Source organism: Paenibacillus sp. FSL K6-2859 (assembly GCF_038008265.1).
GTDB classification, from domain to species: Bacteria; Bacillota; Bacilli; order Paenibacillales; family Paenibacillaceae; genus Paenibacillus_AQ; species Paenibacillus_AQ nitricinens.
Window position 1 is genome coordinate 1,528,072 of record NZ_JBBOYU010000001.1, and the last position, 20,503, is coordinate 1,548,574.

General features: G+C 44.1%; 17 protein-coding genes and 1 pseudogene. 8 read left to right on the forward strand and 10 right to left on the reverse strand.

Going from position 1 to position 20,503, the window contains the following annotated elements; translation table 11 throughout:
• Nucleotides 1-12: 12 nt before the first annotated feature.
• Nucleotides 13-696 carry a PspA/IM30 family protein gene (locus MHB64_RS06825; RefSeq protein ID WP_094871223.1) on the reverse strand — a complete coding sequence of 228 codons (684 nt, stop codon included), beginning with the start codon at nt 694-696 and terminating at the stop codon, nt 13-15.
• Between the two features lie 47 nt (nt 697-743).
• Nucleotides 744-962, reverse strand: coding sequence for a PspC domain-containing protein (locus tag MHB64_RS06830; RefSeq protein ID WP_042185808.1), 219 nt, complete (start codon nt 960-962; stop codon nt 744-746).
• Nucleotides 963-1,249: 287 nt separating this feature from the next.
• Between MHB64_RS06830 and MHB64_RS06835 the strand changes: the two genes are divergently transcribed.
• The gene (locus MHB64_RS06835) at nt 1,250-1,663 is read left to right on the forward strand and encodes a zinc ribbon domain-containing protein (RefSeq protein ID WP_094871221.1); all 414 of its coding nucleotides are present in this window, start codon (nt 1,250-1,252) and stop codon (nt 1,661-1,663) included.
• Nucleotides 1,664-1,785: 122 nt separating this feature from the next.
• On the opposite strand, the gene MHB64_RS06840 is transcribed toward MHB64_RS06835, so the two are convergent.
• Nucleotides 1,786-2,109: a hypothetical protein gene (locus MHB64_RS06840; RefSeq protein ID WP_341134005.1), complete on the reverse strand. Its 324-nt coding sequence runs from the start codon at nt 2,107-2,109 to the stop codon at nt 1,786-1,788.
• A gap of 326 nt (nt 2,110-2,435) precedes the next feature.
• Between MHB64_RS06840 and MHB64_RS06845 the strand changes: the two are divergent.
• Nucleotides 2,436-2,951: pseudogene (locus tag MHB64_RS06845) on the forward strand (group II intron maturase-specific domain-containing protein); the annotation flags it as partial.
• Between the two features lie 12 nt (nt 2,952-2,963).
• On the opposite strand, the gene MHB64_RS06850 reads toward MHB64_RS06845, so the two are convergent.
• Nucleotides 2,964-4,067, reverse strand: coding sequence for a GerAB/ArcD/ProY family transporter (locus MHB64_RS06850; RefSeq protein ID WP_341134007.1), 1,104 nt, complete (start codon nt 4,065-4,067; stop codon nt 2,964-2,966).
• 144 nt (nt 4,068-4,211) lie between these two features.
• Here MHB64_RS06850 and MHB64_RS06855 point away from each other — a divergent pair, with 144 nt between their 5' ends.
• From MHB64_RS06855 to MHB64_RS06870, 4 genes are all read left to right on the forward strand, one after another.
• A complete protein-coding gene (locus MHB64_RS06855; protein ID WP_094871215.1) occupies nt 4,212-5,726 on the forward strand; it encodes a spore germination protein in 1,515 nt (504 codons plus the stop codon).
• Nucleotides 5,723-6,946 carry a Ger(x)C family spore germination protein gene (locus MHB64_RS06860; RefSeq protein WP_094871213.1) on the forward strand — a complete coding sequence of 408 codons (1,224 nt, stop codon included), beginning with the start codon at nt 5,723-5,725 and terminating at the stop codon, nt 6,944-6,946. The genes MHB64_RS06855 and MHB64_RS06860 overlap by 4 nt, the downstream gene beginning before the upstream one ends.
• A gap of 507 nt (nt 6,947-7,453) precedes the next feature.
• Complete coding sequence (locus tag MHB64_RS06865) at nt 7,454-8,227, forward strand: SDR family NAD(P)-dependent oxidoreductase (protein WP_094871209.1); 774 nt, start codon at nt 7,454-7,456, stop codon at nt 8,225-8,227.
• A gap of 464 nt (nt 8,228-8,691) precedes the next feature.
• Complete coding sequence (locus MHB64_RS06870; protein ID WP_341134008.1) at nt 8,692-9,051, forward strand: hypothetical protein; 360 nt, start codon at nt 8,692-8,694, stop codon at nt 9,049-9,051.
• Nucleotides 9,052-9,116: 65 nt separating this feature from the next.
• Here the strand turns inward: MHB64_RS06870 and nrdF are convergent, their stop codons facing one another.
• Genes nrdF through nrdI form a run of 3 tightly spaced genes read right to left on the reverse strand, consistent with a single transcriptional unit; the run spans nt 9,117 to nt 12,546 of the window.
• Nucleotides 9,117-10,076, reverse strand: a complete 960-nt coding sequence (nrdF, locus tag MHB64_RS06875; protein WP_094871205.1) for a class 1b ribonucleoside-diphosphate reductase subunit beta — start codon at nt 10,074-10,076, stop codon at nt 9,117-9,119.
• A 39-nt stretch (nt 10,077-10,115) separates the two neighbouring features.
• Nucleotides 10,116-12,200, reverse strand: a complete 2,085-nt coding sequence (gene nrdE, locus MHB64_RS06880; protein WP_094877406.1) for a class 1b ribonucleoside-diphosphate reductase subunit alpha — start codon at nt 12,198-12,200, stop codon at nt 10,116-10,118.
• A complete protein-coding gene (gene nrdI, locus MHB64_RS06885; protein WP_094871201.1) occupies nt 12,187-12,546 on the reverse strand; it encodes a class Ib ribonucleoside-diphosphate reductase assembly flavoprotein NrdI in 360 nt (119 codons plus the stop codon). Before nrdI ends, nrdE begins: the two co-directional genes overlap by 14 nt.
• Nucleotides 12,547-12,955: 409 nt before the next feature.
• On the opposite strand from nrdI, the gene MHB64_RS06890 reads away from it, so the two are divergent.
• A complete protein-coding gene (locus tag MHB64_RS06890; RefSeq protein ID WP_094871200.1) occupies nt 12,956-14,530 on the forward strand; it encodes an alpha-L-rhamnosidase-related protein in 1,575 nt (524 codons plus the stop codon).
• A gap of 56 nt (nt 14,531-14,586) precedes the next feature.
• Here the strand turns inward: MHB64_RS06890 and MHB64_RS06895 are convergent, their stop codons facing one another.
• From MHB64_RS06895 to MHB64_RS06905, 3 genes are read right to left on the reverse strand one after another with little or no spacing between them, the layout of a single operon-like run.
• Nucleotides 14,587-15,579, reverse strand: coding sequence for an AraC family transcriptional regulator (locus tag MHB64_RS06895; protein WP_341134009.1), 993 nt, complete (start codon nt 15,577-15,579; stop codon nt 14,587-14,589).
• The gene (locus MHB64_RS06900) at nt 15,569-17,140 is read right to left on the reverse strand and encodes a response regulator (protein WP_341134010.1); all 1,572 of its coding nucleotides are present in this window, start codon (nt 17,138-17,140) and stop codon (nt 15,569-15,571) included. The genes MHB64_RS06895 and MHB64_RS06900 overlap by 11 nt, the downstream gene beginning before the upstream one ends.
• Nucleotides 17,141-17,160: 20 nt before the next feature.
• Complete coding sequence (locus tag MHB64_RS06905) at nt 17,161-18,954, reverse strand: sensor histidine kinase (protein ID WP_094871194.1); 1,794 nt, start codon at nt 18,952-18,954, stop codon at nt 17,161-17,163.
• A gap of 151 nt (nt 18,955-19,105) precedes the next feature.
• On the opposite strand from MHB64_RS06905, the gene MHB64_RS06910 reads away from it, so the two are divergent.
• Complete coding sequence (locus tag MHB64_RS06910; RefSeq protein WP_341134011.1) at nt 19,106-20,464, forward strand: ABC transporter substrate-binding protein; 1,359 nt, start codon at nt 19,106-19,108, stop codon at nt 20,462-20,464.
• Nucleotides 20,465-20,503 lie beyond the last annotated feature (39 nt).

A 20,503-nucleotide genomic window follows, 5' to 3' on the forward strand; every position in this document is an offset into this window, starting at 1 on the left:
CTGTTATTATATTTATTTTTTGTCGGTATTGATTTTCCGGTTGCGGATACGTTCAATTTCATCATCAACAGCACTACGAAGGTTAGGATCAATGGACGAAGCTGCGCCTGCTCCTGAGTTGGATTTATACTTGGCGTTTTCCGCCAGAGCTTCCCACTCGAAAATCTTCTCTTCCATTCGTTCGAAGCCACGTGAAGCGGTACCCACATTAGGTCCTTTTACACTGTTGCTATGAGGAGCGGAGCTTAGTGTTTCTGTAGCTTGCTGAGCACGAGCGATAAGTTCAGTTCTTTTCGCTTTAAGCTGTTCGCGCTCTTCTTTAGCTCTAGCGATATTGATCTCCAGCTCTGCCAGGGATTGCTGCGTTTGCACCTGACTATTGATACTCTCATCCAGCTGTTCTGTATACCGCAGCTTGGCCATGAGTGTAAGGCGCGCTCTTTCTTCATTTCCTTGCTCAACCGCCTGAACGGCTTCAGCTTCGCTTTGCTCTATCAACTGAGTATATTCTTGCTTACGGCGTTCCAATACACTCGCTGTAACTTTTAAATCACGCTCATTGCGTTCTGCCGCAGCTATTTCGTTCTCAAGATCGCGCAGATACTGACCTGTCAGTAGCACTGGATTTTCTAATTTGTTCAGACCTTCGTGTAGGGCAGCTTTAGTAAGGGTGGAAATTCTTTTGAATAAACTCATGTTATATCTCTCCTTAGTATGTTTGATTGGTATTAAAGGAAGATCTGTTAATAGAAATCATGTCCATCCGAAAAGCTGCCAAAAGGTTCTTTAGGGACGATGATGCTGGCGATAAAGTAAAAGATAAGTACGGTACCGAAGCTGAAAAGTGCTGCCGCAACCGTTACGAGACGGAGAATTGTGGCATCGATGCCTGACCAACTGGCAAGACCTCCGCATACACCACTAATTTTCTGGTCACTTCTGGAACGATATAATTTTTTCATTTATTATTGTCATCCTCTCTTATGGGGGTGAGTATTATTAAATCTTGCAACCCGCTTGCTTATGTACTTATTGTATAGCCTTTTCGAATACGGCAAAACGGCCTGAAGGCGGTTTTAAATACCAGACCTGAGTCGAGGTTCGTTCCCGCAGGAAGGCGGGGGAAATAAGTTCATCATTGTGGATGAACTACAAATCGCGGTTGAAGTTAGGTACAATAAAGAGAGGAATACTTGTGGCGGTGTCGAAATATGCTTATATATGACTACTACGGAATTGGGGGCTGAACATGAGCTTTTTTAACAAGGTAAAGGCAGGCGTAAGCGAGGCTGGGAATAAGGCAAAGACAGTGGTGGAGATTAATCGTTTGAAATTACAGAACAACAGCAAGCAGAATGACATTGACCAGCAGTATCAAGTAATGGGTAAACTGTTGTTTGAAGCTGTAACACAAGGAGCAGGACCACTGCCGAGTGAGCAGATCGAGAAGAATATTTCCCGTATTCTTGAACTGAAGTCGGAGATTGAGGTCAATCTGCAGCAAATCGCTGGGTTGTCTGATGTGAAGCACTGTAAAGCATGCGGTGGAAATGTGGCCATCGAGGCTCGCTTTTGTCCGAGTTGTGGATCAACCTTTGAAGTGTCAAATGAACCTATTCGTGACGTAACACCATCGTCGATACCTTTGGATAAGAAGGAATAAATCTACTGCATGAAGAAATTCATGAACAAAAGGACAGCTCAATAGCTGTCCTTTTTTATGTGCGCCCAGCATGGGCGCTATCTATAGGGTTGAAGTCCCGAATGCGAAGGCAGTAGTAGCCATTAGCTTAAGGCAAGGGTGTCCACCGCGAGGTGGAATCTGAAGGAAGCCGGCGGCAAATCTCCGGTCTGAGGAACACGAACTTCATATAAGGCTAACGTAGGCTGGATGAGGTTGCATAACAAAACAAAGTCCATACTGCCAAAGGCGTACGGGAGTAAATGGAGCAGATAGATGGAGAGGAAGATAGCGTTCTTACCTGGGGAGATCTGTGCGGAAGGCGAAGTCACTTCGTAACCCTGCTTGAGAAAGTAGGCTGAACGCACAGAAGTCAGCAGATGCCATAGTACGCGAGCTGTTGCAACAGCTGCGGAAGGGCTGAACATGAAGTAGGTATTTGTACATCCAGGCGTTCAAGATGAGTAATGAAAGCAGAAAAAAAATCCGAAAGGACCTGACTGAGGAAGGAAGCGGTGAATCCCGTGAGGAGCTTCGGCAGGGCAGAATTCATCTCTGGCACAAGAGGAAGATACAAATCACGTAAAGAGAGGTGAAAAAAATGTTGGAGCAACTGTTGTCACGGGAAAATCTTCTGCAAGCCTTAAAGCGTGCTGAAGCGAATAAAGGAAGTCATGGCGTAGATGGGATGTCCGTAAAATCCTTACGAGAACACATCGTACAAAACTGGCAAACCTTGCGGCAATCGATAGTATTTATCGAGACGAGGCTAAAACTAAAGGTGAAGCAAGCGAAGAGTGCGGTGGACCGCCCATGGAAACGAAAATTTCTTGGGTTTAGTTTTAGTAGCGATAAAGAGCCCAAGGTGAGGATAGCGAAACAGTCCTTGCAGAAAGCGAAGGCACGAATTCGGGAGATCACATCCCGAAAGAAAGCGATGCGAATGGAAGAGAGAATCCAGGAGCTCAATCGATACTTGATGGGATGGCAGGGATATTTCTGTCTGGCGGATACGCCAAGTGTCTTAAAAGCGATGGATATGTGGATTCGAAGGAGATTGCGAATGTGTCTCTGGAAGCAATGGAAGAACCCGAGAACCAAGGTCAAAAGGCTTATATCTTTAGGCGTGCCTAAGGATATAGCATATGAGTGGGGAAATACTCGGAAAGGGTACTGGCGAATTGCAGGGAGTCCAATTCTGCAACGTGCATTGAATAACCAATATTGTGAGAGGACGGGGGCTCGCCGCCCCCTCCTACTCGATTTTTAGGAGAAAGGTCGTTTAAACCTTAGTTGCAAGACGTTTTTTAAAATAATACACAATTAGCAACATAAGCGGCAGAACAAATGCAAGAGTGAAATCCCAATCTACCCAGTAGGCAGGGATTTCCTTTACATAGAAAATGATGTCTTTGGCGATCAGTTGTGACATACCAAATAACAAAAATCCAGTGGGTATGATCAGTGGGCGATGGCTTTTAAGTTTAAATAATTGGGCTGTACCTAATGTTAAAGCATAGTAATAAATGGCTGTTTTGAAGTATGTACTGATAATCCATGCTGTAGCCATAAGCGCTTCAATACGTTGCAGAGAATTAGCAATATTAATTTTTTGAGCAAGAATATATGCGGCATAAAATTGATGTTCAGAAGCGTAAACACCAAGAACGGTAATGGAAAAAAATAAGATGAGGTTAAGTCCCAGAGCTCCGATGATCAAGGCTATGAAAATATCCCGGCTAGTTTTGCTATTCTTCTGAGCATAAGGATATACCATAAGAAACACGCACAATTCACCAAAAGGATAAAAAACACCATACATCAAAGTATGGAGCATGTCCGGTACTGGTGTGTTCATGATGGGGTATAAACGTTCCATTTTGACATCGGGTGTTAGCAGAAGCAGCAGACCGATCAAAAAAACTGCAAACAAAGGGAAAAAAAGCTGAGCTGCCCGTCCCAATGTCTCCAGACCCAATCGTACGCCATATACCAGCAGGAAAATGGCCATAAAACGGATAACCCCACCGGGTGTTTTCTCGTAAATCTGTGTACACATGAAATCTTCAATTTCTCTTATGTAGGTGGAAGCTGCAATCAGGAAGAACACTAGATAGAACAAGGCTACAGCTGTTCCGGCCCATTTTCCTAGAATTTGTAGGCTAAGCTCGATAATATTCTTGTCGGGTTCAATGTCTGCTAAGCAGAGCAACAGTTTTATGGTCGCCAGGCCCAAGGGAATACTAATCAAAGCAGCAATCCATGCATCTTGTTGCGCTCCTGATATCATTAACGCTGGATACACAAGCGCCATATCCCCAATAAATGTGAATAGCCCGAGTATAATCATTTGATTGGTACTAATTCGATCTTTCTCCAAATGCATATACCCCCTCAAATTTATTGGACTAGTTTTAGTATGGTTGTAGTTACCAGAATTATGCCATTCCGAATTTTAATCAGAAAGGAATAATTATCAAAATTAACATCAAACTATACTCATTAATCTAAGTGAAGTGGAGGCTACATCATGAAGAGCTCGGAGACTGTTAGACTATCAAACCGATTGAAAACCAATATTGATCAGTTGTACGGGTTGCTGGGCGGAAGTTCTGATGTAGTGATAAAAGAGTTGCAGATAGAAGAAAATACTCATATTTCTTTGATTTACATAGATGGTCTTGTAGATACTCAGGTGCTGCACAATTCAATTTTGTATTCTTTGCAGGAACATATTCCTTATGAACAGCTGGGGAAGCTTGAACCCGAGCAGAAGATTGAGATCATTAAGAAACAAATATTAATAGCCGGTGATCTAACCGTCATCGTTGATTTCAACCAATTTGTACACGAATTATTGTCCGGTAGTGTAATGCTGCTGCTCGATGGGACATCCACCGCTCTCCGGATCGGTTTACCTGGCTGGGAAGATCGCAATGTAGGAGAACCCAGTTCGCAATCGGTTGTACGAGGTCCAATGGAAGGATTCACGGAGAATTTGCGGACGAATACAGCACTGGTTCGGCGGAAAATAAAAGATAGCCATTTATGGCTGGAAACCGTTCAGATCGGAAGGGTGACTCAAACTAGCGTATCCATTATGTATCTAAGTAACATAGCGAATAAGGATTTGGTGCAAGAAGTAAAGCACCGTCTGAATAAAATTGATACGGACAGTATTCTCGAGAGTGGATATATTGAAGAGTTTATTCAAGAGACGGCAGTTACACCTTTTCCTACTGTATACAACAGTGATCGTCCGGACACGATTGCAGCAGGTATTTTGGAAGGAAAAGTAGCCATTCTTGTTGATGGTACCCCTTTTGTACTATTGGTACCCACATTTTTTGTAGCATTTTTTCAGTCTGCTGAGGATTATTACCAAAGGGCAGATATTGGAACATTGCTGAGATTAGTTCGTTTTATTTCGTTTTTTATTACTTTGCTTGCACCTTCATTGTATGTTGCGATTACTACATATCATCAGGAGATGATACCGACCAATCTTGTAATTAGTTTAGCTGCCCAGCGGGAGAGTGTTCCTTTTCCTGCTTTTGTCGAGGCCCTGATCATGGAAATGACTTATGAGATTTTGCGGGAGGCGGGGGTGCGGATACCTAAAAATATTGGACAGGCAATTTCCATTGTCGGAACGTTGGTGATTGGGCAAGCAGCGGTTGCGGCGGGTTTTATTTCCTCTGCAATGGTCATCATTGTATCGCTTACAGCCATTTCTAGTTTTGTTATTCCGGAGACAGGAATGTCTATAGCTGCACGGATGATCCGTTTTGTGCTTATAGCTTTGGCAGGATTTATCGGATTATATGGCATTCTATTCGGGATTTTTATCATCGTACTGCATTTATCGAGCTTGCGTTCTTTCGGAATGCCTTACATGAGTCCGCTCGGACCTTATAACTCAAAAGACTTAAAAGACTCAATTTTTCGCTTTCCGTGGCCTTTTTTAAAGACAAGACCTGCTGAGAACAAGACACAGAACCTATTTCGTCAAAGCACATCCAGTGATGAGGAATCAACACAATGAATAAAAAATTAGTTAGAGGCGCTCTTCGATTGATGATAGCTCTCCAATTTACTTTAGTGCTAAGTGGCTGTTGGGAAAGAAAGGAGCTAAATGAGGTAGCCTTTGTCCTGGGGATAGGGATCGACAAGGCTGAAACTGGTTATACAGTTTCGATGCAGGTCGTTATTCCATCTGCAATTTCCTCACAATCGAATGGAGGAGGGGGAGGTACTGGAGTCCCGGTGGTTGTTTATAAATTTACGGTACCTACATTTTATGATGCACAACGTATGTTGAATCTGGATAGTTCTAGAACGAGTTATCTTGGTCATATCCGGGTGTTAGTGATTGGGGAGGAACTTGCCCGCTCCGGAGTGGGCGAGATACTGGACGTATTTAAAAGAAGTCGGGAACCTAGAATGGATTTCTACGTTATGGTTGCCAGAAATACAACCGCTAGCGATGTCTTGAATGTCCTTACACCTATGGATAAATTACCAGCGAACAAATTATTTAGTTCCCTAGATAATTCTTATAAAGATTCAGCAAAAACAGTCGCTGTCACGCTGGATGATTTTATTGAAACTTTAATGTCCCAAGGTGAAAACCCTGTACTTACCGGAGTGGAAGTTATGGGAGATCCCAAAGAGGGTGGAGATAAAAGCAATGTAGAGCGAACAATGCCTAAGGCGAGATTGGAATACCATACTGTTGCTGTGTTCAGAAAAGACAAACTGATCGGTTGGCTAAACGAGGGTGAAACGATCGGTTACAATTATATCAATGATAAGGTAACCTCACATTCTGGTCCGGTAGCAGGGGAAGACGGAAAACCTATTGTTATCGAAGCGATCCAGGCTTCAACCAAACGCAAAGTAAAAATTATTGATGGGGAGCCGCATATTTACCTTAATGTGAAGACGCTTTGCAATATTGAAGAAGTGCAAAGTGTGGAGAATTTGGAACTGGTAAGCACTATAAGACGGTTGGAGAAGGAAACAGAGGAACGGATTATTGAGCGGATGCAAAACACTGTGGAGCAAGTAAATAATCGCTTCAATGTTGATATTATGGGATTTGGACAATCGATCTACCATGCCAGCCCTAAAGCTTGGGCAAAGCTACAGCAAACAAAAGGCGATGACTATCTTAAATCATTGCCCGTCCATTATAGTGCCTCAGTAGTTATTAACCGCGTGGGTCTAACAGATAATTCTTTTCTTGAAAAAATCAAGGAGTGAAGCCAAATGATAATACTGTTTTTTTTGGTGATTGCTGTTGGTTGTATGGCACTTGATTTGCCTAAATTAATACGAAAGCGCCGAGTACGTGATCTTAGCGTATATTTTATATTTTGGATTTTGGGGCTTGGCGCGACCTTATGCGCGTTGTTAAAGTTGAACATCCCCAGTCCGCTGTTTCTAATTATCTTTATCTATAAGCCAATAAATAATTTGTTTGGAATATGGTTTCATTAACAACGACGGATTTGCAAACTACCAAACCCCTTAGAATATACATTGGATAAAACTTCTGGTTTTTCTGATGAAATTCTAAGGGGTGTATTTTTTATGTCGATCAAAATATTGATTGCTATATACAATTAAATACAATAAAGTTGTCATATAGAGGATAATTTTGTCGATTTTTCTGCAAAAATGTTCCAATTTGCATTGCATCAGGTGACTTTAGGGTCTATGAGGTTCGAATCCTCCTCCTGAAAAAGACAGAAGAAAGTGGTGCACATAATGAGTAGCAACAGATTTGAGAACAAAGTAGTTATTATTACAGGTGCAGGTACAGGAATCGGAAAAGCTACAGCCTTAAGAGTAGCAAGTGAGGGTGGTACTGTAGTAGTTGCCAATCGATCAGATGCTGGAGCTAACACAGTTGAAGAAATCAAAGCTTTAGGCGGGCAGGCGTTGTTTGTTCGGGCAGACGTTTCTCTTGAAGCAGACTGCAAAAATATTGTAGATCAAACATTGGCAGCCTACGGAAAAATTGATTGCCTTTACAACAACTCAGCAATTACAGGAGATAATGCGGATGTTACAGAATATGATCCGATATTGTTTCAAAAGGTGATTCAGACAAATCTTAATGGCCAATTCTACATGTTGCATTATGCATTACCACATATGAAATCCGGAGCTTCCGTTCTAAATTGTTCCTCTTTGCATGGTATTTTCATTGGGATGGCCAATGATGCAGCCTATTCAGCAAGTAAACATGCCATTGTAGGCATGACTAAATCCGTTGCCAAAGAAGTGGGTCACCGGAACATCAGAGTAAATGCTATTTGCCCTGGTCCTATCCCAACACCAACCATGAACAGATATGAAAAGCTGTTGTCTGATGATGTAGAGATGCTTCAATCTCTTATCGCTTCTGGAACGGCTCTGGGCAGATACGGTACGCCTGAGGAAGTAGCTGCATTTGCATGCTTCCTACTAAGTGATGAGGCTTCCTTTATTACAGGTACAGCACATGTGATTGACGGGGGCTATTCCGCAACAAAGTAATTAAGGATTAATTTACTTATATAACAACTAATATATAATATTAAAGGCTTTGCGGCGTATTCTGGTTCCAAAAACCTGTAGGGTGACTGGATTAAAATTGGAAGTCGCACGCAGAGTCTTTTTTAGTTGTCTAAAAACAGATTCTTCGTATGTTGGCAAATTGCATGGTTGTAAGGGACAGCTGATACACAAAAATGAATGAATTAAGGAAAATATGCCATGGATATGTTGGAATTTGTAGAAAATTGTATTTTAATATAAATAAAAAAAGAAATTTGTCGATAATAATATAGGTAATATGTATTAGTTAATATTCTAGAAAGGGTGTTGTTATAAAAACGATACAGGAAGTAGATGTCTTCGCCCTGAAAAAGCCTGGGGCAGGTATTTTTTGTCTGTGAAGTTACATACATTTTCATCTCTATCATTAAAAAAATAACTTTAAAACTTGGAGGAAAAAAATTATGCCATACACAATTAAGTACAACCAAAATGAGAACCATATCGATGTAGTATCTATTGATTTTTCAGCTGAAGATGTTCCAGGATACCTTAAAGACTTTGAAAATATCATGAAGCTTGTTAAACCTAAATTTACAGGAACAACTGATGTAACAGAATCTAAAAGTGTACTTACTCCTGAGGTTGCAGCTATGCTAGCCCCTACAGGTGCGATGGCGAGTGAAGCTGGTCAAGCAGGATGGGCTTATGTAACTAAAAATCCAATTTGGAGAATGCAATTGAAACGTATTTTTGGTAGAGATTTTGCAGATGCTTACGATACCTACGAAGAAGCCAGAACATACCTAAAAGGTTTGCAATAATCTAATATTACAGTTAGCAAAAAAGTGCGGAGAATGTTCTCCGCACTTTTTTGCTTTATCTATATTTAAAATTGAAAGTCTTCATCTTTTAGCGGCTCCACGTTAAGCGCCCGCACGTATCCGTTCCCTTTTTTCGAGAAGAAATCATGCTGCTTGGTGTGGGTACTGATACCATTCTGAACAATCGGGTTGATCTCTTCCTCGTCGAATAGCGGATCATGGCCCAGATTCATCATGGCTTTATTGGCATTGTATCTAAGGAAAGTCTTAACCTCGTCCACCAGTCCGATGGGAGCATAGATCTGCTCTGTATAACGTTCTTCATTCTCATGGAGCAGTCTAAGGAGGTCTACCAGCTTCTGGTGTAGCTCGCGTTGCTCGTCCTCTGGAAGCCCGTCAAAGATCTCCTGCGCCAGTACACCGACATATACCCCATGAATGCTCTCATCCCGTAGAATAAGGTCGATAATCTCACCGCTGCAAGTCATTTTGCCTTGACCGGCCAGATATAGGGGGTAGAAGAAGCCGCTGTAGAACAAGTAGCTCTCGAGCAGTACTGAGGCTGCCATGGCAAGGTACAGATCTTTGGGTGAATCTATTTTTTTGTAATATTGTGATATGGTCTCTGCCTTGAACTGCAGATAAGGATTCTCTTCAACCCAGCGGAATACACTGTCAATCTCCTCCGTGGAGGACAAAGTGGTGAAGATGCTGCTGTACGATTTGGCGTGAATCTGTTCCATCATGCCCATAAAGCCAAGCACAGCCTTGCGCTGAAGGCCTTCGACATGCTCCATAATCTGCGGCATACCTACTCCGCCTTGAATCGTATCCAGCAGCGTGAGTCCGCCGAGTACCTTCATATAGGAATCCTTTTCTGTCTCGCTGAGTGTGAGCCAGGACATTTTATCATCGGATAATGGGATTTCATCGTCCGTCCAGAATTGCATAATGTTCTGATTCCAGAACATCAATGAGAAATCGTCGTCAGGACGGTTCCAGTTAACGGCTTGGATAGCGGTCATAATATGGCAATCTCCTTTTCTGCGGCTATAGCCTTCCAGTTAGATAGAGCAGGTGAGGCATTCCTCAACGGACAGCTTTTTGGTCCGGGTGTAATACAGCGACTTCAAACCTTTATGTGCCGCGTACAGATAGGAGCGGGCCAGTTCTCTGGTGGAGACATCGCTGTTCACATGCAGAACGGTCGAGATGCCCTGGTCGATATGGGGCTGGATTTCCGCGATCAGATCGATTACCTTGAACTGATCCATTTGGTAAGCCGATTTATAGAAAAATACATTATCCGGCCGCAGGTACGGCATTGGATAGTAAGTCGTTGAATTGGCATAAGTCCGTGTCTCAATCTGCTCTACAATAGGCATAACACTTGAAGTGGCATTTTGAATATAGGAAATGCTGGCAGTTGGCGCAATCGCCAAACGGTAAGCATGATATAGACCCTTTGCTTTTACTGCATCGCGTAGTTGTTCCCAGTCCGCAGGGGATGGGATGAAAATATCACCGAACAGCTCTTGTACTCTTGGCGTTACAGGGCGGTAATCTGTAGTCAGGTAACGCTCAAAATAAGCTCCTGTCGCATAATCAGAAGCCTCGAATCCCTGGAAAGACCGGCCAGTTGCAGCAGCGATCTCCATGCTTTTCTCCAGTGAATGGTAGTTCATGGTCATGAAAAAGGTCCGGGCAAAATCGCGAGCCTGTTCGCTTTCATAGGCGATCTTGTTCTTGGCCAGATAGCCGTGTAAATTCATAACACCGAGACCAACCGAGTGCATCTCTTTGTTTGCTTTGGCTACGCCTGGGGCATTGGAGATGCTGGTCATATCGCTGACAGCGGTCAGGGCGATCATGCCCTCATGTACCGATTCACGGATTTTGCCATGCTCCATCACGTTGACAATGTTCAAGGAAGCCAGATTGCAGCTAACATCACGGCGGATAGTATTCTCCTGCCCGTAGTCGGCAATCTCAGAGGTCTCCTGCAGCTGGAAGATTTCCGTGCAGAGGTTGGACATTTTGATCTGTCCTACGTTTTTCAGGGCATGAGCTTCATTGGCGTTGCTCTTGTTCATAATATATGGATAGCCAGATTCCAGTTGGATCATGGCGATTTTGGTCAGCATATCCCGTGCGCTCATGGCCTTTTTCTTTTTGACACGTGGATCGGCTAGCAGCTTATCGTACATTTCATCCAAATCCATGTCATCAAGATGCGTGCCGTAAGCTTTGTACACACTGTAAGGGGCAAATACATGGAGCGGTTCATTGTCCTTCGCCAGCTTATAGAAGCGATTCGGAATGATTAGGCCGATGGACAGGGTTTTGAGTCTTGTTTTTTCATCGGCATTGATCTTCTTACTGTCGAGAAATTCAAGAACATCCCAGCCAAAAATGTTGTAGTAAGCGGCTCCAGAGCCTTTACGTTGACCCATCTGGTCAGCATAGGAGAAGCCGTCCTCCATCAGCTTGAGTACAGGTATAATGCCTTTGGCTGCATCTTCAACCCCTTTAATGGTCTCCCCGCGGGAGCGAAGCTTGGACAGGTTGACAGCCACGCCACCGCCGATCTTCGACAGCTGCATGCAAGTATTTAGTACATAGTTGATCGAATTAAGCGAGTCATCCATTTCAATAAGAAAGCAGGACACTAGCTCACCGCGACGGCTCTTGCCGGCATTCAAGAAGGTCGGAGTCGCCGGTTGTAGGCGCTGCTCCATCATTGAACGGGCAAGCATGCTGGCAGTGTCGGCGTTCCCGCGTCCTAGGTGAAGGGCAACTGCCGCCACACGGTCCGGGTAATGCTCCAGATATTGCTTACGGTCATTGGTTTTTACAGCGTAATCCGTATAGAACTTCGAAGCTGCCATATAAGATGGAAAACTGAAGTTGTAGGCATGGGTAATTTGATAAACTTCCTCAATTTCAGCCACGCTGTACTGCTCGTAAAAATTTTCATAGAAATCCTGTTCAATCATATAATCAACCTTGGCCTTTGTATTCGCAAAAACCAGGCTACGCCGTTCTACATCCCGCATAAATTCGGCTACTGCCTCAAGGTCTTTATCCAATTGAAAGAAGCCACTTTCGTCTCTCTTCATCAACATGTTGTTTAATTCAATATGCCGCAACTCGGCTCACCTCCTGTTTAATTCGTTCTACATCACCAAATGTGCCTGATAGTTCAAATTTCCCAATAACTGGCACGTTGTACCGATCTGCAATCAAGTCTGCACTATTCGCGAACAGCTCGCCCCAGTTCTTGTTGCCGCTGGCGGCGATGCCCTTCAAATTGGAATAATTGTTCTTTAAGAAAGTAGACACCTTCTCTGGAATTTGTCCAAAGCCGGTGGTATATGTAATAAGCACATAAGGCTCATCAATGGTCATATGCTCTTCAATCTGCACAGCTGGCAGCTTAAGCTTACCAATGAAGCGTTTGACGTTTCCTGTTTTCGAATCGTATGCGACTAGCATGGAGTCTCTCCCCCTGTATATATTAAACCTACATTAAATACTGTAAAGATTGAATAGATAAGCTGTAAATACTGGAAAATCATATCCATACTATATTTAGTGTGCGTTGTTTATTTTAATCACTATATGTTGAAAAGTCAACATGGAAAGAGCCCTTATTTGTTGGGAATTAGTCTAGTAAACGTTCTATTAAAGTATTGAAATCGCGGAGATTCGCAGGTTATTGCAGTTTATTAAGGCAGCTGTACTGTTTTTCATGCTGCATCTTTTTTTATCATGACAAACTAGCTTCGCTCCGTCGATCAGAACTGTAATAAGAGTAAGATTACCTGTATTCACTGCATGTTCAGGCAAGTGGAATTGAGGTTTACTAGAGGGGGAATAAGACAAACGAAGGAGGATATTGATTATGACTCAAGCGATGCAGCGCCAGCAAGCAGTAACTATCCATAAAAATGAGGCGTTTGCTTTAACCGCAGAGCAGCTTCTGCCCCAGCTTATTTACCGGAAATGTTCACCGAAGCAGATCATCCGGGTTGTAAAGAGAGAACTAGCGGTGCATGGTTGGCAGGCTGAAACGTTTCAAAATGCGGAGCCTCTTTCTTCCATTGTTTTTGGGAAGGGGGAGGAGGTTATTCTGGATTTCGGAGAACATTTGGTTGGACGGTTGGCCATACAGATCATTCCTATAGGCAGCCCCCCGGATGCTCCGCTACATCTGCAGATCACCCTCGGAGAAATGCCGGTGGAGATGGCTGAACCTTTCTCGGATTATGACGGCTGGCTTAGCAGCTCATGGCTGCAGGAAGAGCGGGTTCATCTGGATGTGCTTCCTGCATTACTAAATATGGAACGTAGATACAGCTTCCGATATGTAAAGCTTAGGGTTCTTGATACGTCACTCAAATATAAAATATCCTTTGCCGAAATCAGCTGTATAGCAGAAACCTCGGCTGACCGCTCTTTTCTAGCTCCGCTGGACCACCTGGATGCGGAACTGCAGGCCATTGATGAGGTCAGTGTGAAGACGCTCGAAGAATGTATGCAGGAGGTCTTTGAAGACGGGCCTAAGCGGGACCGCAGACTGTGGCTTGGGGATCTGCGGCTGCAGGCGCTGGCCAATTACGAAACGTTCTCAGGCAACGATTTGGTTAAGCGATGCCTGTACTTGTTTGCAGCTTATCCTGATGAGCGAGGACAGATCACAGCCAACTTGTTCATGAAACCCCATGTGATCCCTGACGATACGTATCTCTATGATTATTCACTTTTTTTTGTATCTACTCTGTGTGATTATTTCTTGGCTACTGATGACCGGAATACGCTGGAAGAGCTGTGGCCGTCTGCTTATCGGCAGATAGAAATAGCCTTAGAGCGATTAGATGAGCGTGGCATTGTGACCGACAATGAGACTTGGTGGGCCTTTATTGACTGGCATCCGGATCTGAACAAACAGGCTCCGGCGCAGGCCATTTTAATCTATAACTTGAAATGCGCTGTGGAGCTGGCTGCTCTTCTCGGAGATGAAAGACAGGATCGTTTACGGCAGACGATTGAAGAGCTTACGCAAGCCACTTTGGAACATTTATGGGATTCTGAATTAAGCTATTTCGTGAGCGGGGACATTCGGCAGGTTTCGTGGGCTTCTCAGATTTGGATGGTGCTTGCTGGAATTGTAGAAGAAGAGTGTGGGAAGGAAATATTGCTCAGGCTTCAGCAGGATTTGTCTCCCATTCCGATGACCACACCTTATATGGTTCACCATTTCATTGAGGCACTGATCCAGGTAGGTGAAAGAGACAACGCCATTTCGGAGATCAAGAAGTATTGGGGGCAGATGATTAAAGACGGGGCTGATACGTTCTGGGAGCTGTATAATCCAAGTGATAAGAGCTTTTCACCCTATGGCAGTCATTTGATTAACAGCTATTGTCATGCCTGGAGCTGCACACCATCGTATCTGATCCGCAAATATCAATTATAAACAGATGCATAATCGTTAGCGGCCAGAACAACCTGAGCACCGTAGTAAATGGTCTCTCAGGTTGTTTGATTCTGTTTGCGGTACAATAGCGGAGTAACTTCGTATCGTTCTGAGAATTTTTTGTAGAAGAAGCTGAGACTCTCATATCCGCATTCCCCCGCTATATCTCCAATCGGTCGATCACTGTTAGCGAGTAGGAGAGCGGCATAAGCCATGCGATGCTCTTGTACCAGTTCACCGAACGTTTTGCCCGTACTTTTTTTAAGTAGATTGCTCAGGTAATTAGGATTGAAATTAAAGCGTGCGGCCAAATCCTTCAGGGAGCAGTCATTAAAATGGCGTTCCAAATACTGTAGAATTTCCAGTAGATCGCTCCGTTTAGTGGTAGGTAACCCGCTGGATACGCTGTCCTGGTTTAAAACCCGCATGAGCTCTGTAAATACGAGGATCATATAACCGTTGATCATGTCCGTGGAAAAATCACGGGGATCAAAGTACTCGCACATCATGCTAGCGAGGATATGGTGAAGGTTATGACAGCTATCTGATCGGAAGACTAGGTAACGGTCATGGGCTGCGGCGGGAGATTGGGCGTTGATCAGAAAATCGCTTAATCTTCCGTCAGATCCCAGCCGGGTCAGAAATGCCGCGTTCAGTGTTTCCTTTCGCATTAATATATTGATTAGGATATCGTCTTCATCAAGTGTAGAAATCGAATGGGGCACATCCGTGTCCAGCAAGCAAATCTGGCCTTGAATCAGTTCTACGACGGACCCACCAATGGTCTGCCGGCAACGTCCTGAATACATATAATTGAGTTCAATAAATGTATGCGTATGCTCCGGCATATCGGCGAACCGGTGGTGCTTGCTGATATGATAATCGCCCTGACTAAAAAAATGATGTACCGGCAGACGAGGGACCCGTTCTCCGTGAGGCAGGATCAATTCTGTGCCGCCAAATTCATTAATGTTGCGGCGGGTGTACTGCTGTTTGGCTTCAATTACATCAAGGCGGCGCAGGTAATGATCAAGTTCCTTATGATCCATTAGCCTGCCCCCTTTTTTCAGCAACTCTTAATTTTCGGTATTCCTCCGGTGTGAATCCGGTCATTTTCTTGAACAGCCGGAAAAAATATTTGGTATTATCGATCCCAAGGCTCTTGGCGATCTTATAAATTTTCTCATCACTGGTGCGAAGCAGCAGCTTAGCACGTTCGATACGTTCTTTGTTAACATAATCAATCAGATTTTCTCCCGTCTTTTCTTTAAACAGGTGACTGAGATAGCTCGGACTGATGTAGAACAGATTCGATAAATGCTCTAGTGTGAGAGGTGAGCAAATGTTTTTGCGGATATATACCTTCACATTGTCAATGACGTTGGGAGAGGAATAGACCGATTGTTCCTTCAGTAATTCCGCTATGGAGGTCAACACGGTCAGGAAATATCCCCGGATTTCTTCTGCATCAAATGAAATACTTAGTACGCCTTCAAGGCTGGATGAGGTATGTTGTCCGTTCTCCACAGGAAAATAGACGGAGACCAAGGTTTTGACCTCTGTGATGATGGCTCGGCAATTCTCTTTCAACTGATGGATTGTCGCTGCAGGCTGCCCTTGATAATAGTCGAAATAGTCATGAACCCTTTCTTTCACTTTATCGATGTTTCCAGATTCGATGAAAAAGATGAGGTCCCGACTGCCTTCCCACATTTCCGGTCCTGCTTGGTAGCTACCCGGGCGGTAGTGGAAAAACTGTCCCTGGTCGGCGATGGCCCGACAGTTCAATGCGGACATCGATTCTAGCCGTGCCTGCGGGAGTTCCTTCAGATCGGTTTTTCTGCCACTTATGCCGATGCAGGCTTGTGGTCCAGTTTCTTCGATCAACTGTTTGGCTTCATAAGAAGCCAGTTCCAGCACCTTAGAATCACTCAGTGAAGCATCACATAGCAGGAGTGAAAAGGCGAGTTTCCTGCTCTGAGGATGAGGGAGAAAGATACTAGTCCTCTCCAGATAGGGTTCTTGGGCAACTAGATCTTCTGGATCATAGAGCGTCAATAGGATCATTCTTCGGGATGTCATCAGATTGAGCAATGGGGCTGATCGGAAGCTTGGCGGCTTCTCAGCCGGGTAGAAGCCGGCAATGTATTGAAGCAGGGCCTGCAAATCTCCCTGTAGGCTTAGCTGCTCCGCTTCTTTGGTTATATTCAGAGTTTCCGCCTTAGCGGACTGCTCACTCTCTATGGCGGTTATCGCTTTGGAGATCGCTTGGTGGATCTCGTCTTTGCTGAACGGCTTCAGTAAATAGTGGACAACTCTGGCTGAGATCGCTTCTTGCATATATTCAAAATCGGAAAATCCGCTGATGACGATGATTTTTTTATCGGAATAATCATTTTGCAGCTGACGAAGCAGGGATTTTCCATCCATCACGGGCATCCGCATATCGGTGAAGATTAGATGTGGGTCCGTCGCTTGGATAAGGTCCAAGGCATCCTCACCATTGTCGGCTTCTCCACTGAAGATCAGTTCATTAGTCACTGCCTTGATTTTTTTTAGTAGACCCTGGCGGATCAAAGGCTCATCGTCGACGATTATGAATTTGTACATGATCCAGTCTCCTTTTATCTTTATTTAGAGGGGAGTGTTAGGGTGATCGTTGTTCCCAGCGCTGGTTCACTGGTTATGGTCAGTCCGAAATCTGAGCCGTAATACAGGGCAATTCGAGAGTGTACATTCTTAATACCGATGCTCTGTCTGCTCCGGTGGCCAAGCCCCATGAATTCCGGTGGCTGATCTAGCAATGCTTGAATTTCCTTAAGCCGTGCTTCTGGGATACCAATCCCATCATCTCGGATTTCAAAGATAATCCGCTTAGTGTCAGGCTCCAGAAAGCCCTTTAGTAAGAGCATGCCATTCCCTCTTTTATTCTCCAAGCCGTGGTAGACGGCATTTTCCACTAAGGGCTGAAGGATGAGCTTGAGAATCTTCGCTTCCAGAACGGAGTCCTCCATCTCTTTAACAAAACAGATTTTGCTGCCGTAGCGGATCTGCTGGATAGCCATATAGTTATCGACATGCTGAATCTCGTCACGGGCAAATACTAGCTCACTGTCAGTCTTGATGCTGTAGCGGAACATATCTCCCAATGCTTTGGTCATTACAGCAATGCTTTCAACCTCTTCAATTTCAGCTATGCTGTTGATAGATTCGAGTGTATTATACAGAAAATGCGAATTAATCTGGGCTTCAAGCGCTTTCATTTGTGAATCCATGGTCAGGATTTTATTCTGATAGCTTTCTCTGACAAAGATGTCGATGTCCTGCATCATCTTGTTGTATTCCGTATACAGAAAGCCGATCTCGTCAACCCGCTTAGGTTTGATCTCGGTTGTAACGAATTTTTGTGATTTATTTTTGCGCATGATTTTGGCGAGCTGAGTGATCGGCTTAGTAATCCAATTGGACAATAGGATGGACAGCAGAATGAAAATGACCGCACAAGTAAGGGAAATATAAAGGATCAGTTTGTTGGAAATTCCGTATTTCTCATACAACTCACTCAAAGAAATATTGGCGATAACCGTCCAGTGGTACACAGGAAGCCGCTGAATAACCGTCAGATTATTTTCATTGTAAAATTCCAGCTCATCGCCCTGCATCGCCTCGGTCTTACGGGTTAAATCCTCCGGCAGCCGTGAGTCCGTGTTCTGACCGGTACTATCGTAGATAATGTTGCCATCGTCGTTGGCTAGCACAAAATAGCTCATATTAGGCACAGCGTCTTGATTCAGGCCTTTGAAAATATCTAAGCTACAGTCAAGCATAAATACACCAAGGAACTGCTGAGTCTTCATATCGTAGAGCGCGCGGGAGAATACCAGGGACGGCTCAGAATTAATGATATAAGGCTTTACACCGGGCTCGCCAATATAAAGCTGACCTTTGTTGGCGATGGTCTTCTGATACCACGCATCCTGGAGTGGGACATAACCCACCTTCAGTTCCGCCGTACTTCCATAGCTGATATTTTTGCCGTCAGGAGAAAAAAGGTAGATTCCATTCACATAATCATAGCTCAGCAGCAAATTCTCGAAGATCAGCTTCAGCTTGTTTTGTATAATGAAAATATCATAGGAATCGCTGGTGCTGGCCAGTTTTTTTAGCTCGTCGCTAACGGTAGTGTATGCGGTCGCACTGGAGGTTTGCTGCTGAATGGTAAGTGAAATGCGTTCAATATTGCCGAAAATATCCTCAATGCCTTTAACGGTATTATGGATGGTGTTGGAGGCAACGAGAGAGGTTTGCTGGTTGACCAGATTGGTATAGCTCCGGTAGGAGTTATACGTGACGATCACAATCGGAATGACAGATACAAGAACGAGTGCTAGAAAGAGTTTCGTTTTGATACTGGAAAATTTCATTCGCTCTCCTCCGATTTAAGCCGTTCGTAAAATAGTGCACCCTAAATGCAAAAGTAATTATACCGCTTACAAGATTAAAATAACAATACAGCAACCAACAAAAAATGGATGCCGGGAAATAGAAGTGATATGAAAACAGGGAGGTTATTCTATGAAATTACGTACTAAAAAACGGACAGGAGCTTTAATGCTAGCGCTGTTACTTGCTGTACTAGCAGGCTGCGGCTCAGGTAACAACAGCAACACTAGTAACGCTGAAAATAGTGAAAGCGCTACAAATGCTCCGGCAGCAACAACAGACAGTGCGAAAAAGGTGACGCTGACCATGATGGTATCTGGCACTAAAGCCCCGGACGGACAGGATTTTGCACTTGATATTATGCCTAAGCTCGTTAAGGAAAAGTTCCCTAACGTTACGCTCGAAACTTCTAAGCTTCCGGATGAGCAGTATTTCACTTCGATTCGTACAAAGCTCGCTTCAGGTAAAGGGCCTGATATTTACTGGGTATTCCCAAGAAATGCATCCCTCGGTGTCCTGGACATGGCAAAGGCCGGCTATGCGGCTGATCTATCGGATTTAACCTTTTGGGATAACATCAGCCAAGGGGCGAAAGATGATATGTCTTATGAGGGTAAACCTTATGGAATCGCTGGAGGTCTTGATTATCTAGGGGTGTATTACAATCAGGATTTGTTCAAGCAGGCGGGTGTCACAGAAATGCCGAAGGATTGGACCTCATTCCTGGAAGCTTGCCAGAAGCTGAAGGATGCGGGCATTACTCCAATCTCACTCGCGGACAAAGATCCTTGGTTCCTCCAGTTCGGGATGTATCAAATCGCAGCGAATGAGGTTTATCCGGATGAAATGGATTTCGATACCAAGCTTCAAGCGGGAGAAAAATCGTTAACAGATCCAAAGTGGGTAGCCACGATCTCCAAAATGAAGGAATTATATAACAAAGGTTATGTAGTCAAGAACTCACTTGGACTTGGAAGTGCTCAAGCGGCTCAACTGTTCGTAGATGGTAAAGCAGCTATGGTGTTTGACGGAACTTGGGATTATGCAACACTGACAGCCAAAGGTGCAGCCGACTTTACCCGTGGATTCTTCTCTCTGCCTGCTAACGATTCAGGCCAGCCCACTTATGTCTCTGCTGCCACTGCTGCTGGTTTCGCGCTGAACGCCAAATCGGAGAATCTGGACATTGCCAAGGAAGTTATGAATTACCTGTTTGATGGTCAGTCAGATCTGTTCAAGGCTTGGACCGAAGCCAACAGTTCGATCAGCGTGTATAAAGGTTTTCCGTTGAATCATGACCTGTTCAAAGAAGTTAATGATTCATATCTGAATAATGGAAAGTCCGTATACTTCCCGAATCAAATGTGGCCAACGGGTGTAGCTGAAGAGATGGAAGCTAAGTTCGCAGAAATTATCGGCGGACGAAAGACTACGCCGGAGCAAGTTACAGAGGCTATGGACGCCAAGTTCAAGGAATTGTGGAAAAATTAAACCGGAACCACTGAAGATCGTCCCGCCAGTCCTGCATCA

Bases quoted from the DNA above. Each gene is read 5' to 3' on its own strand.
- MHB64_RS06900 (WP_341134010.1), bottom strand. From the start codon at position 17,140: ATGTACAAATTCATAATCGTCGACGATGAGCCTTTGATCCGCCAGGGT.
- MHB64_RS06850 (WP_341134007.1), bottom strand. From the start codon at position 4,067: ATGCATTTGGAGAAAGATCGAATTAGTACCAATCAAATGATTATACTC.
- MHB64_RS06905 (WP_094871194.1), bottom strand. From the start codon at position 18,954: ATGAAATTTTCCAGTATCAAAACGAAACTCTTTCTAGCACTCGTTCTT.
- MHB64_RS06835 (WP_094871221.1), top strand. From the start codon at position 1,250: ATGAGCTTTTTTAACAAGGTAAAGGCAGGCGTAAGCGAGGCTGGGAAT.
- MHB64_RS06890 (WP_094871200.1), top strand. From the start codon at position 12,956: ATGACTCAAGCGATGCAGCGCCAGCAAGCAGTAACTATCCATAAAAAT.
- MHB64_RS06840 (WP_341134005.1), bottom strand. From the start codon at position 2,109: ATGTTCAGCCCTTCCGCAGCTGTTGCAACAGCTCGCGTACTATGGCAT.
- MHB64_RS06855 (WP_094871215.1), top strand. From the start codon at position 4,212: ATGAAGAGCTCGGAGACTGTTAGACTATCAAACCGATTGAAAACCAAT.
- MHB64_RS06860 (WP_094871213.1), top strand. From the start codon at position 5,723: ATGAATAAAAAATTAGTTAGAGGCGCTCTTCGATTGATGATAGCTCTC.
- nrdF (WP_094871205.1), bottom strand. From the start codon at position 10,076: ATGACCGCTATCCAAGCCGTTAACTGGAACCGTCCTGACGACGATTTC.
- MHB64_RS06830 (WP_042185808.1), bottom strand. From the start codon at position 962: ATGAAAAAATTATATCGTTCCAGAAGTGACCAGAAAATTAGTGGTGTA.
- MHB64_RS06895 (WP_341134009.1), bottom strand. From the start codon at position 15,579: ATGGATCATAAGGAACTTGATCATTACCTGCGCCGCCTTGATGTAATT.
- nrdI (WP_094871201.1), bottom strand. From the start codon at position 12,546: ATGCTAGTCGCATACGATTCGAAAACAGGAAACGTCAAACGCTTCATT.
- MHB64_RS06825 (WP_094871223.1), bottom strand. From the start codon at position 696: ATGAGTTTATTCAAAAGAATTTCCACCCTTACTAAAGCTGCCCTACAC.
- MHB64_RS06865 (WP_094871209.1), top strand. From the start codon at position 7,454: ATGAGTAGCAACAGATTTGAGAACAAAGTAGTTATTATTACAGGTGCA.
- MHB64_RS06910 (WP_341134011.1), top strand. From the start codon at position 19,106: ATGAAATTACGTACTAAAAAACGGACAGGAGCTTTAATGCTAGCGCTG.
- MHB64_RS06870 (WP_341134008.1), top strand. From the start codon at position 8,692: ATGCCATACACAATTAAGTACAACCAAAATGAGAACCATATCGATGTA.